10 protein-coding genes are annotated in these 12,619 nt (G+C 61.4%); 4 read left to right on the top strand and 6 right to left on the bottom strand.

Features of this window, described 5'->3' with window-relative positions; genetic code table 11:
• Positions 1–80: 80 nt before the first annotated feature.
• Together argS and ACWTU8_RS07095 are read right to left on the bottom strand one after the other, a co-directional pair.
• Positions 81–1,838: an arginine--tRNA ligase gene (argS, locus tag ACWTU8_RS07100; protein ID WP_455847562.1), complete on the bottom strand. Its 1,758-nt coding sequence runs from the start codon at positions 1,836–1,838 to the stop codon at positions 81–83.
• A 74-nt stretch (positions 1,839–1,912) separates the two neighbouring features.
• Complete coding sequence (locus tag ACWTU8_RS07095) at positions 1,913–3,127, bottom strand: deoxyguanosinetriphosphate triphosphohydrolase (RefSeq protein ID WP_455847561.1); 1,215 nt, start codon at positions 3,125–3,127, stop codon at positions 1,913–1,915.
• A 73-nt stretch (positions 3,128–3,200) separates the two neighbouring features.
• Here ACWTU8_RS07095 and erpA point away from each other — a divergent pair, with 73 nt between their 5' ends.
• From erpA to ACWTU8_RS07075, 4 genes are all read left to right on the top strand, one after another.
• Positions 3,201–3,548, top strand: a complete 348-nt coding sequence (gene erpA / locus ACWTU8_RS07090; protein WP_029353177.1) for an iron-sulfur cluster insertion protein ErpA — start codon at positions 3,201–3,203, stop codon at positions 3,546–3,548.
• 2 nt (positions 3,549–3,550) lie between these two features.
• Positions 3,551–3,964 (top strand): VOC family protein, encoded by a 414-nt coding sequence (locus tag ACWTU8_RS07085; RefSeq protein WP_095521446.1) that lies wholly within the window; start codon positions 3,551–3,553, stop codon positions 3,962–3,964.
• Positions 3,961–4,755, top strand: coding sequence for an exodeoxyribonuclease III (gene xth, locus ACWTU8_RS07080; RefSeq protein ID WP_029353180.1), 795 nt, complete (start codon positions 3,961–3,963; stop codon positions 4,753–4,755). The genes ACWTU8_RS07085 and xth overlap by 4 nt, the downstream gene beginning before the upstream one ends.
• 98 nt (positions 4,756–4,853) lie before the next feature.
• Positions 4,854–5,144 carry a hypothetical protein gene (locus tag ACWTU8_RS07075; protein WP_029353181.1) on the top strand — a complete coding sequence of 97 codons (291 nt, stop codon included), beginning with the start codon at positions 4,854–4,856 and terminating at the stop codon, positions 5,142–5,144.
• Between the two features lie 70 nt (positions 5,145–5,214).
• Here ACWTU8_RS07075 and ACWTU8_RS07070 read toward each other — a convergent pair whose 3' ends face one another.
• The 4 genes from ACWTU8_RS07070 to ACWTU8_RS07055 form a co-directional block, all read right to left on the bottom strand.
• Positions 5,215–6,051 (bottom strand): tetratricopeptide repeat protein, encoded by an 837-nt coding sequence (locus tag ACWTU8_RS07070; protein ID WP_029353183.1) that lies wholly within the window; start codon positions 6,049–6,051, stop codon positions 5,215–5,217.
• On the bottom strand, positions 6,038–7,762 hold the full coding sequence (gene ilvD, locus ACWTU8_RS07065; RefSeq protein ID WP_455847560.1) for a dihydroxy-acid dehydratase: 1,725 nt from the start codon (positions 7,760–7,762) through the stop codon (positions 6,038–6,040). The genes ACWTU8_RS07070 and ilvD overlap by 14 nt, the downstream gene beginning before the upstream one ends.
• Before the next feature lie 279 nt (positions 7,763–8,041).
• Positions 8,042–9,262, bottom strand: a complete 1,221-nt coding sequence (locus tag ACWTU8_RS07060) for an OmpP1/FadL family transporter (protein WP_455847559.1) — start codon at positions 9,260–9,262, stop codon at positions 8,042–8,044.
• 433 nt (positions 9,263–9,695) lie between these two features.
• A complete protein-coding gene (locus ACWTU8_RS07055) occupies positions 9,696–12,479 on the bottom strand; it encodes a valine--tRNA ligase (protein WP_455847558.1) in 2,784 nt (927 codons plus the stop codon).
• Between the last annotated feature and the right edge of the window lie 140 nt (positions 12,480–12,619).

Raw genomic sequence — 12,619 nt, 5'->3', positions numbered from 1 at the left:
TTCGGACGCCATGGACGTCGCGCAGGGTTGGCCCTTACCAGCGCAATGTGGGCAAAAGGTGACAGGTTTTTTAGTCAAACCTAACGCATTTCGGTGGGCGCATCGGCCCCGATCAGCATCAGGCCGGACGTCAAAACGTCCGAAACAGCCTGCACCAGCCCTAGTCTGGCATGCGTCAATTGTCGGTCGTTAACCTTAACAAAACGTAAGTCCGGATTCTCGGTGCCGCGGTTCCAATGTCCGTGGAAGCTGGAGGCGAGATCGTAGAGGTAGAATGCCAGCCTGTGCGGCTCGAGCGCAAGTGCCGCGGATTCAATCAGCCGTGGATATTCGGCAAGCTTCCTGATCAGGCCGATCTCGCCTTCGTCGGTCAGCGAAGCGGTGGCGGCGGCCAGCCGATTGCGGTCGAAATTGGCCTCGCCCAACTGTTCGCTCGCCTGCCGGAACACCGAATGGCAGCGCGCCGAAGCATACTGCACATAGAACACCGGATTGTCCTTCGACTGCTCGGTCACCTTCGCGAAATCGAAATCGAGCGGCGCATCGTTCTTGCGGTAGAGCATCATAAAGCGGATCGGATCGCGGCCGACCTCCTCCACCACTTCGCGCAGCGTCACAAAATCGCCCGACCGCTTCGACATGCGCACCGGTTCGCCCTCGCGAAAAAGCCTCACCAGTTGGCAAAGCAGCACTGTAAGCTTCACCTCGTCGCCGGAAATCGCCCGGGCGAGCGCTTCCAGGCGCTTCACATAGCCGCCATGATCGGCGCCAAGCACATAGATCAGCTCGACGAAACCGCGATCAACCTTGTCCTTCAAATATGCGACGTCCGCGGCAAAATAGGTGAAGGTGCCGTCCGACTTGACCAGCGCCCGGTCCATGTCGTCGCCAACCGCAGTCGAGCGGAACAGCGTCTGCTCGCGATCCTCCCAGTCGTCCGGCTTCTCGCCCTTGGGCGGCGGCAGCTTGCCCTTGTAGATATGGCCCTTGAGCGTCAGGTCGTTGATGGCCGAACGGATTTTCCGGGCGTTGTCGGCGTGCAGCGTGCGCTCCGAGAAAAAGACGTCGTGATGCACATTCAGCAGCGCCAGATCCTCGCGGATCATGGCCATCATCGCATCGATCGTCCTGTCCTTGACGATGGCAAGCGCTTCCTCGTCGGGCATCTGCAGCAGGGAGCGGTCGAATTCGCTGGCCAGCGCCTGCCCGACCGGCACCAGATAGTCGCCCGGATAGAGCCCGGCCGGAATCTCGCCGATGTCGTCGCCGAGCGCCTCGCGGTAACGCAGCATGACCGAGCGGCCGAGCACGTCGATCTGCGAACCAGCATCGTTGATGACATATTCCTTGGTCACGTCATAACCGGCGAAGGCCATCAGGTTGGCGAGCGCATCACCCACCACGGCGCCACGGCAATGGCCGACATGCATCGGTCCGGTAGGGTTAGCCGAGACATATTCGACATTGGCTTTCTTGCCGCCGCCGACCGTCGAGCGGCCGTAATTGCGGCCTTGGCCGAGCAGCACAGTCAGATGCAACTGCCAGAACGCGTCCTTGAGCCTGAGATTGACGAAGCCTGGACCGGCAACGTCCGCAGCGGCGATGTCGATGTCGGCGCGCAGCGCCTGTGCCAGCCTTTCAGCCAGTGCGCGTGGGGGCTGGCCGGTCGGCTTGGCCAGCACCATTGCAGCATTGGTCGCCAGGTCGCCATGGCTGGCGTCGCGCGGCGGCTCGACGGCGATGCGCGACAAGTCCAGCGAACCGCCGTCTTTGTCTTTTAACTCAAGCGCTTCGACAACTCTGGTGATTCGCGCGTTGAAATCGGCGAAGATGTTCATTGGTGTAGCTCTGGTGTGTGGCTCTGGCGGCTTTGCGGGGATCCGGCTTATTGGCCGGCAAAATCGAGCTCGGCCTAGCTTAATTCAGGCGTATGGTCAAACAAACGGCGGTGTTCTTTCAAAGCGTAGGTATCCGTCATGCCCGCCAGGAAGTCGGCGACGCTGCGCGCCCTGATGCGATCGTCGGCCCGGTCGAGCCCTTCGCGCCAGCCGTCGGGCATGGCGCGCGGGTCGGCGAAATAGACCTCGAACAGGTCGTTGACGATCTGCTCGGCCTCGTTACGCACGCGCATGACCTCGCTGTGCCGGTAGAGATGCTTGTAGAGAAAGGCCTTCAATTCCTTTTCGAACGCGGCCATTTCGGCTGAAAAGGTCACCATCGTCTCGCCTGCCGCCCTTACCGCGTCGGCGCTGTCCGGCTTGATGCGGGCCAGATTGGCGGTGGTGGAAACGATGACATCCTCGACCATCATCGTGATCTGCCGTCGCATCAGTTCGTGCCCTGTCCTCACATCGTCCAGCGCCGGATAGCGCTGGCGCACGCCTTCGAGGATCGAGCCGGGCAGCGAGACCTTTTCCAGCATGTCCAGCGTCAGGAAGCCGGATCTCAGGCCGTCGTCGATGTCATGGGTGTTGTAGGCGATGCCGTCGGCGATCGCTGCGCACTGCGCCTCGATGCCGGCGAAGCGGTCGAGTTCGAGGTCGTGCAGTTCCGAATAGTCGCGGATCGCTGGCGGCACCGGCCCCTTCAGACCCTTTCCGCTGGCGTCAGTCAGCGGTCCGTTGTGTTTTACCAGGCCCTCCAGCGTCTCCCAGGTGAGGTTCAGCCCGTCGAATTCGGCATAGCGGCTCTCCAGCCGCGTCACCACGCGCAGCGACTGTGCATTGTGATCGAAGCCGCCCCAGGGGATCATTTTCTCGTTCAGCGCGTCCTCGCCGGTATGGCCGAAGGGCGTGTGGCCGAAATCGTGCACCAGCGCCACCGCCTCGGCCAGGTCCTCGTCGCCGCGCAGCGCCCGCGCCAGGGCACGCGCTATCTGCGCCACCTCGATCGAATGCGTCAGCCGGGTGCGGTAATGATCGCCCTCATGCGCGACGAACACCTGCGTCTTGTGCTTCAGCCGGCGGAATGCCGTCGAATGGATGATGCGGTCGCGGTCTCGCTGGAATGGCGTGCGGGTCGGGCTCTCCACCTCGTCGAACAGCCGCCCGCGCGACTTCGCCGGATCGCAGGCATAGGCCGCGCGCGGCCGATAACCAAATCCGATGTCGCCCAACTCGTTTGTCATCGCCGCTGCCGCAGTTGACTTGCCCCCTCGCGCTTCATACCTATCATGTGAAACCGAAAGCAAGGTGACGCCCATGGGCGCTGATGCCAAGACCGCCATGAAAGTCGAGATGACCGACGCCGCCGCCAGGCGGATCGCAAAGATTGTATCTGGCGAAGCCGGCAAGACGGCGCTGCGCGTTTCGGTCGAGGGCGGCGGCTGCTCCGGCTTTTCCTATAAGTTCGACCTGGTCGAAACGCGCAACGATGACGACGTCGCCATCGAGAAAGACGGCGCAACCGTACTGATCGACGACCTCTCGCTGGTCTATATGGGTGGCTCGGTGATCGATTTCGTTGACGACTTGATGGGCCAGTCGTTCCAGATCAGGAACCCGAATGCGGTCGCCTCGTGCGGCTGCGGCACCAGCTTCAGTATTTAGAAATGCCTGCCATCGGCGCGGTCCGTCAGGTCGCGCTTTCAGCCGGGCGCGATCTCGATGCAACGCTGGCGTTCTGGCACGACGTGCTTGGCATGACGGTGCACGTGCGCTTCGATCCGCCCGGCATCGCCTTCATCATGGCCGGCGACGTGCGGCTGCTGTTTACCGATGGCCTGCCGGCCGGCACCGTCTATCTCGACATATCGGGCCTCGACGATTTCTACGCCTCGGCAAAAGCCGCCGGTGTCCCCTTCACCGCGCCGCCGATGCTCGTCCATCGCGACACCGAGGGCCTGTTCGGGCCGGCGGGGGAAAGCGAATGGATGGCCTTCCTAAAGGACCCGGCAGGCAATACGATCGGCCTCGTCGAACGCCATCCGCCGGAACAGCCCGAAACATCAGTGAGGCCGTCATGAAAATCGTCACCTGGAACATCAACGGCGTTCGGGCCCGCATCGGCAATTTGACCCATTGGCTGACGGAAAGCGCGCCTGATATCGCCTGCCTGCAGGAGATCAAGACTGTCGACGAGCAGTTTCCGCGCGCGGAGATCGAGGCGCTCGGCTACAACGTTGAAATTTATGGCCAAAAAGGCTTTAACGGCGTCGCTATCCTGTCGAAGCTGCGCTTCGACGAGGTCATCAGAGGCTTGCCGGGTGACGACACCGACGAGCAGGCGCGTTTCATCGAGGGCGTGTTCTCGACCGACAAGGGCGCGTTGCGCGTTGCGTCGCTCTACTTGCCGAACGGCAACCCGATCAATGACGAGAAGAAGTTCTCCTACAAGCTTTCCTGGATGGCGCGGCTGGAGCGCTGGGCCGAGGAACGGCTCATGCTCGAAGAGGCGCTGGTGCTGGCCGGGGATTACAATGTCATCCCCGAATACATCGACGCGAAATTCCCGGAGAACTGGCTGAGCGACGCGCTGTTCCAGCCGCAGACGAGGCAGGCGTTCCGCCGGTTGAAGAATCTCGGCTTCACCGAAGCGGTGCGCGCGGTCACCGACGCGCCGGACATCTTTACTTTCTGGGATTATCAGGCCGGCGCCTGGCAGAAGAACAACGGCATCCGCATCGATCACTTGCTGCTCTCGCCCGAAGCCGCCAACCGCTTTTCCTCGGCCTCGATCGAAAAGCATGTGCGCGCCTGGGAAAAACCCTCCGACCATGTGCCGGTGGCCGTCGAACTGGCTTTCGCGCCAATCTGATCATTTCGGGGCTCGGACCACCGAATTCCCGGTTGATGGACCGTCATATCGCCACAATCGGGGTTTCCGCTGCAATCCGGGTTCGGCCGGGGTTCAAGATGACGATCAGATTTGCGCTTTGCCCATGTGCCGCCGCGCTCGCCCTCGCGGCGACGCCGGCGTTTGCCGATCCTGAATGCCTGGCCAACGGAAAATCATTCCAGATCGGCCAGGTCGCCTGTCTGACGCTGTCCGGCCGGAGCCACCTCGCCCGCTGCGATATGGTGCTCAACAACACGTCATGGACAAAGATTCGGGACGAATGCCCGCGAACGATGCTGGCGCCGTCGGCCACGCCGATTTCAACACCGGAGTCCGGTCTCGTTCCGACGGAACCCACCGACAACTGATCTTCCGACTTGATTTTTCGAAGTAGCCAGTCTTCCTGACTTATTGGCTTCCTCACTATCGGCTTCGTGGCTACTGGTCGCCGCCGCCCTTGGTGAGGATGTCGTCGGCCAGCGAAATCGCGGTGCGGCGGTCGGCCTCGCCCGCGGCGGCAAACGCCTCTTCCTGCATGCCGCGTATCCATGGCTGGTCGGAAGGTGAGGCCCGTTCGAGCGCCGCGGTCATCATCGCCAGCCCCCGAACGATCTTACCGCTCTGGAAAAGCAGATGGCCGAGCGTTGCCTGCGCGCCGGCATGGCCCTTTTCCGCGGCGAGTTGGAACCAGCGTCCCGCCTGCTTGATGCTGGCCTTGACGCCGCCCTTGCCATTCAGGAAGATCTGGCCCATCTCGAACTGGGCATTCGGGTTGCGGTAATTGGCGGCGGCGCGCATGTAATATTCCTGGGCCGCCACCTCGTTCTCTGTGATGGGGCTGCCGGGGATGCCCTTCCTCAAATAGTCGCCGAGCGCCACGAGCGCGTCCGACACATAGCTCTCTTCCGGCGAACCGGGCTCGACGTCCTGGTCGGCGATCTCGCTGAAGAACTTGAACGCCGCGTAGTCGTCGCGCTCCACGCCGTCACCCTCGGCATACATACGCGCAAGCTTCCAGGTGGCGCCGATCTGGCCGTTTTCGGCCGCGTATTTGTAGGCCTCCGCGGCCTGTTCCTTGCGGCCGTTCTTGTAGGCGGAGAAGCCGAACTGAAACACCGCCCACGGGCTGGACTGCGGCTTCACGCCGGTCTTGTCGTCGAACACCTTGTCGTCGAAGGCCATGGCCTGGCCCGCGGCGCCCAAGGTCGCGCCAAAAGTGGCGATAGCGACCAGTGCCGAAAAGACAGACAACCTCAGCAACTCAGATATCCGCATAACAATGTGTTTCTTTCGCACCACCGGGATGGGTGACCGCGCCGTCGCGGGCAGGCCCCACCGTTTGTGCATATTTCCAGATCGCGCCCGACTGATAGTCGGTCGCGCGGGCCTTCCAGGCCTTTGCCCTGGCCGCCAGTTCGGTGTCGGACAGCGCCACCTCGATCGTGCCGTTCACCGCATCGATCGAGATCAAATCGCCATCCCTGAGCAGCCCGATCGGACCACCCACGGCGGCTTCCGGCCCGACATGGCCGATGCAGAAGCCGCGTGTCGCGCCCGAAAAACGTCCGTCGGTGACGAGAGCCACCTTGCCGCCCATGCCCTGGCCATAGAGCGCCGCCGTCGTCGACAGCATTTCGCGCATGCCCGGACCGCCGCGCGGACCCTCGTAGCGGATGACGAGGACCTCGCCTTCGCTGTAGCTGCGATCCGTAACCGCCTCGAAACATTCCTCTTCCGAATCGAAACAGCGCGCCGGACCAGAGAATTTCAGCTCCGACATGCCCGCGACCTTCACGATCGCGCCTTCGGGGGCAAGGTTTCCCTTCAAGCCCACGACGCCACCCGTTTGGGTGATTGGTCGGTTGGCGGGACGGACCACATCCTGGCTATCATTCCAGGCTACGTGCTCCATATTTTCGGCTAAAGTGCGGCCGGTCACCGTCAGGCAGTCGCCATGCAGATAGCCGTGGTCGAGCAACGTCTTCATCAAGAGCGGAATGCCGCCGGCCTCGAACATGTCCTTGGCGACATATTTGCCGCCCGGCTTAAGGTCGGCGATGTAGGGCGTCTTCTCGAAGATCCTGGCTACATCGAAGAGGTCGAACTTTATCCCGGCCTCATGCGCGATCGCCGGCAAATGCAGCGCTGCGTTGGTCGAGCCGCCGGTGGCCGAGACCACGGTCGCCGCATTCTCCAGCGCCTTCAGCGTGACGATGTCGCGCGGGCGGATATTCTTTGCGATCAGCTCCATGATCTTTTCGCCGGAGGCGAAGTTGAAGCGGTCGCGCATCTCGTAGGGCGCCGGTGCCCCGCAGGAATATGGCAGCGCCAGACCGATGGCCTCGGCGACGGTGGCCATGGTGTTGGCGGTGAACTGGGCACCGCAAGAGCCGGCCGACGGACAAGCGGCTTGTTCGATTTCGAGGAGCTCGGCGTCGCCGATCGTGCCGACCGAGTGCTGGCCGACGGCCTCGAACACATCCTGCACGGTGATCTGCCGGCCCTTGTAGGAACCGGGCAGTATCGAGCCGCCATAGATGAAGATCGACGGCACGTTGAGCCGCACCATGGCCATCATCATGCCGGGCAGCGACTTGTCGCAACCGGCAAGGCCGACCAGCGCATCGTAGCAATGGCCGCGCATGGTGAGTTCGACCGAATCGGCTATGACCTCGCGCGACACCAGTGACGATTTCATGCCCTGGTGGCCCATGGCGATGCCGTCCGTGACGGTGATGGTGCAGAATTCGCGCGGCGTGCCGTTTGCCGCGGCGACGCCCTTCTTGACCACCTGCGCCTGGCGCATCAGCGAGATGTTGCACGGTGCCGCCTCGTTCCAGCAGCTCGCGACACCGACCAGCGGCTGCGCGATCTCGGCCGCCGACAATCCCATCGCATAGAGATAGGAGCGGTGCGGCGCGCGCGCCGGACCGACGGTCACATAGCGGCTGGGCAGCTTGGCCTTGGAGATGACTCTGGCGTTCATACTCTTCCTTGCCGCGGGCGGTGCGACCTGCCCCATTGCCGAGCCTCTTTGGGCACGTGTTCCGAGACAAACTCGAGTGCGCCGGGTTTATGGCGGGAAATAGGCAATCTCCCCGGGCGTCCTTGTGGTGCGAGGGTTGCTCAGAAACTGTTGCCAAAACGTCACAATCGCGGGAGGCAGAGGGGTGCCGCGTTTTTGTAACGCCGCCTGCATGTCAGGAAGCCGCTCGAACAAAAAAGCCGGGCAATGCCCGGCCTTTTTGCTATTGAAAACTTATAGTTAGAACTTGACCTTAACCGAAGCTGAGCCGGCAAGGAGCAGATCGTCGTCGTATGTGTAGGTGATGGCATTTGCCGTGTCGCCAACACCGGTGAAGGTCGACGACCCACTGGTCAGAACACCGATCGAACCACCAAGTCTGACCTCGATCTTGTCGTTCGGCGAATAAGAAATGCCGCTGGCCACGAACCAGGTGTCCGACTGATAGCCGGAGGTCGTCGAGGTTCCACGATCCCAGGTCAGCGAAACCGCGCCAGACAATTGGTCGGAAAACTTGTGAGCTATGCCACCCGAAACTGTCCAGCCGTCGCGATAAAGCAGGTCGAAAGAAACGGGCGAGGGAGCGCCGGTTACCGGACTGCGCACGCCATTGATGGGAATGACGCCAAGCCTGCTCCATTCCTGCCAGCGGATGGAACCAAAGGCCAGCCAGCCAGGCGCTATACCGCTCTGCAGCTTGAGTTCCACAGCTTGGGGTATCTCGGCCGAGGCGGAGACAGGGAAGACCCCGGTAGCGCCTGGAATCAGATCCGCCGGAAAGGCGCCCCTAAAACCGGTGGTGTCGACAGTTCCCGACAGCTCGTCATATTTGTAGCTCGAAGAGTACATCAGGCTTCCGCGCAAGGCGATTTCGGGAATTTCATAGGCGGCACCAACACGCCAGCCCCACGCCTCGTCTGAAAGCTGGAACTTGCCAATGCCGGTATTGCCGAAGGCCAGCAAGGTCTGCCGCGACAGGAATGCATCAACCTCCTGGTAGGAGACGCCGCCGATGAACCGCATCGAGCCCTTGCCAACATTTACCTTGTAGGAGCAGGTAAGGCCGAAATCATTTGTTTTGACGTAGTATTCGACCGCCGTTGGCGAATAGGCGTTGTTCATTCCGAAGTCTGCCTCCGCACCATACGGTTCCGTATAGGTGGCAAGGCAATCCACAGGTTCAAAGAGGTTGGCCTTGATACCGATGCGCGGCACCGCATAGTCGCCACCAACGTCCACTGACGAAGACGACAATCCCGAGCCATCCAGGCGCTGCAAGTTCTTCAGCGTACGCTGTGGCGAAACATAGGTGACGCCAGCGTCGACCGAATATGGCGCGGCATCAAACAACTGGTCGATGTTGACACCGCCCCGGTCGAAACCGCCCGCGTTCGCAACGCTCGAAATCAATAGCGAAAAGCACCCCGTCCCCAGCAGCGCTTTCAGACGCAAATTGTTCACGAATCTCCTCCCGAATACGAATGGGATTTAGCTAGAACCAATTCAGGTTAACGGCGCAACAATGAATTCCCGATGCGTACATGTACACCTTCGCCGACCGCATTTTAGACAAAGTGACAGCTTTCCCGCAAAGCCGGAAAACGGCCCGTTTGGTTGCAAATCGACAAAAAATCCAGAAAACTCGCGTGGAACGACGCAAAAACGGCCGGTTTTGCGAAGACAAGGCCACATTGTTACATTATGGCAACAATGGGGCTAAAACATTCCGTTTACGTCAAGATTTACGCTGCGGAACGCCTATTCTAGCGGCAGGAAGCCGTCCGAAAAGCAAGTTCGCACGACTCGCAAATCCTGAGCATCGGACCCAAAAAGCGGATGCCGGTTTTGGCCAATCCGAACCTCAGCCAATTCGATTTTCAAACACCAGTACTAGTCAACCGGCTTCGCGCACTCGTGTCAGCGCTACCGAAAGCTTTTCTTGCGCCTCGCGATACTCGGCGAGTTTTTCGCGCTCGGCTTCCACGACATCTTCTGGCGCGTTGGCGACGAATTTCTCGTTGGACAGCTTCTTGTGCAGGCGGGCGATCTCCTCGGTCACCTTGACCAGTTCCTTCTGCAGCCGGCCCGCCTCGGCGGTAAGGTCGATCAGGCTGCCGAGCGGCAGACAGATGGTCGCCTCGTTGAGCACGATCTGGGCGGAGCCCTTAGGCGCCGTATCGACCAGCGAGATGTCGCCGACCCGCGCCAGTCGCTTGATGGCCGATGCCTGGCGCTCAAGCCTTTCGTGGGTCGCGGTATTGGCGCCGATCACCATCAGGGGCGCGATCGCGGCCGGCGGCACATTCATTTCCGAGCGCACGGAGCGGATGCCTGAGACGAGCTCGACCAGCCAGTTGATGTCGGCGGCCGCTGCCTCATCCTCAAAGTCTGGCGACGGCCACGCGGCATGGCAAAGCAGCGACGGCCGTTCCTTGCCCTCGCCGGCGGTCTCAGCCCACAGCTCTTCGGTCATGAATGGCATCATCGGATGCAGCAGCTTATAGATCTCGTCGAGCACGAAGGCGACACAAGCCCGGCTTTCGGCCTTGGCAGCCTCGTCCGTGCCCATGAACACCGGCTTCAGCAGTTCCAGATACCAGTCGCAGAACAAGTTCCACACGAAGCGGTAGGCCGCGCCTGCAGCCTCGTTGAACCGGTATGAGGTGATTCCTTCGGTGATTTCGCGCGCGGCGCGTGTCAGTTCGGTCAGGATCCAGCGGTTGACCGCCAGCTTGGCGTCGTTCAGCCAGAACTCGTCGTTCCTCGCGACGTCGTTCATCTCGGCAAAGCGCGTCGCGTTCCACAGCTTGGTGCCGAAGTTGCGGTAGCCGGCGATGCGGGCCGGATCGAGCTTCACGTCGCGTCCTTGCGCGGCCATCACCGTCAGCGTGAAGCGCAGCGCGTCGGCGCCGTATTCGTCGATGAGATCGAGCGGGTCGATGACGTTGCCTTTCGACTTCGACATCTTCTGCCCGTTCTTGTCGCGCACCAGCGCATGGACATAGACGGTGTGGAACGGCTCTTCGTCCATGAAGTGCAGGCCCATCATCATCATGCGGGCGACCCAGAAGAATATGATGTCGAAGCCGGTCACCAGCACGTCGGTCTGGTAGTAGGTTTTCAGCTCCGGCGTCTGGTCCGGCCAGCCAAGCGTCGAGAACGGCCACAGCGCCGACGAGAACCATGTGTCGAGCACATCCTCGTCGCGGGTCAGGATCTCGCCCGGCTTGAAGTTCTCGAGCTTGTCCTCAACCCAGGCCTTCCATGGCCCTTCCAGCGCCAGATAATATTCGACGGCTGCTGCGAGCGCCTCCTCCTCGCTCTTCTCGACGAAGACGCGCCCATCCGGTCCATACCAGGCCGGGATCTGGTGACCCCACCAGAGCTGGCGCGAAATGCACCAGGGCTGGATGTTCTCCATCCAGTCGAAATAGGTCTTTTCCCAGTTTTTCGGCACGAAATTGGTACGGCCCTCGCGCACCGCACGAATAGCCGGTTTGGCGAGCTCCGCCGCGTTCGCATACCATTGTTCGGTCAGGAACGGTTCGATCGGCACGCCGCCGCGATCGCCATGCGGCACGGCATGGCGATGCGGCTCGACCTTTTCGAGGAAACGGCCCGCCTCCATCAGCTCGACGATCTTCTTACGCGCGACGAAACGATCGAGGCCGTTGAGTTCATCCCAGACGGCCTGGCGCTCGGGCGTCACCTCCAGCCCGGCGAGAAAGTCGTCATTGTCCGTGAGGGTGACCGCCGCCTCTACGGTGAGGATATTGATCGCCAGCAGCTTATGGCGCCTGCCGACCTCGAAATCGTTGAAGTCGTGCGCCGGCGTGACCTTGACCGCGCCGCTGCCTTTCTGCGGATCGGAATATTGGTCCGCCACGACCGGTATCTTGCGGCCGACGATCGGCAGGACGAGGTTCTTGCCGACCAGATGCCGAAAACGCTCGTCGTCGGGATGCACCGCCACCGCCGTATCGCCCAGCATTGTCTCGGGGCGTGTCGTTGCCACGGTGATGAAGGTTTTAGGATTTTCCGGATCGAAAACCTCGCCCTCGACAGGGTAGCGGAAATGCCAGAGGTTGCCGTTGACCTCCTGCTGTTCGACCTCGAGGTCGGAAATCGCAGTCAAGAGCTTCGGGTCCCAGTTGACAAGGCGCTTGTCCTTGTAGATCAGGCCTTCCTTGTAGAGCGTGACGAACACTTCGAGCACCGCCTTGGATAGGCCCTCGTCCATGGTAAAACGTTCTCGGCTCCAGTCGGCCGAGGCCCCCAGCCGCTTCAACTGATTGAAGATCGCGCCGCCGGATTCAGCCTTCCACTCCCAGACTTTCTCGATGAACTCGTCGCGCGTCAGGTCGCGGCGGTGGATCTGCTTTTCCATAAGCTGGCGCTCGACCACCATCTGCGTAGCGATGCCGGCGTGATCCATGCCGGGCTGCCACAGCACGTTCTTGCCGCGCATGCGCTCGAAGCGCACCAGAATGTCCTGCAGCGTGTTGTTGAGCGCATGGCCCATATGCAGCGAGCCGGTGACGTTCGGTGGCGGGATTACGATGGTGAAGGCTTCCGCGCCCTCCTCGGCGCCTGCGCCGGCACGAAACGCGTCGGCCTCCTCCCAGATTTTGGCGATCTTCGGCTCGACGATTTTGGCGTCGTAGTTTTTTTCGAGCATGGAAAGGCGTCCGAGCTGTCGGGTTTTTGCTGGTCCGGTGTAAATCGGAAGGTCTTGGCCAAGTCAACCGCGAGGCGGCAGGCGAACTGGCTCGCCTGCCATACAGATAGATCTGACAAGATCACAGGCAATGCCACTGC

This window comes from Mesorhizobium sp. BHbdii (genome assembly GCF_053848045.1).
Note: the sequence above shows the minus strand (reverse complement) of the source record. Positions and strands in the feature narration are given on the sequence as shown.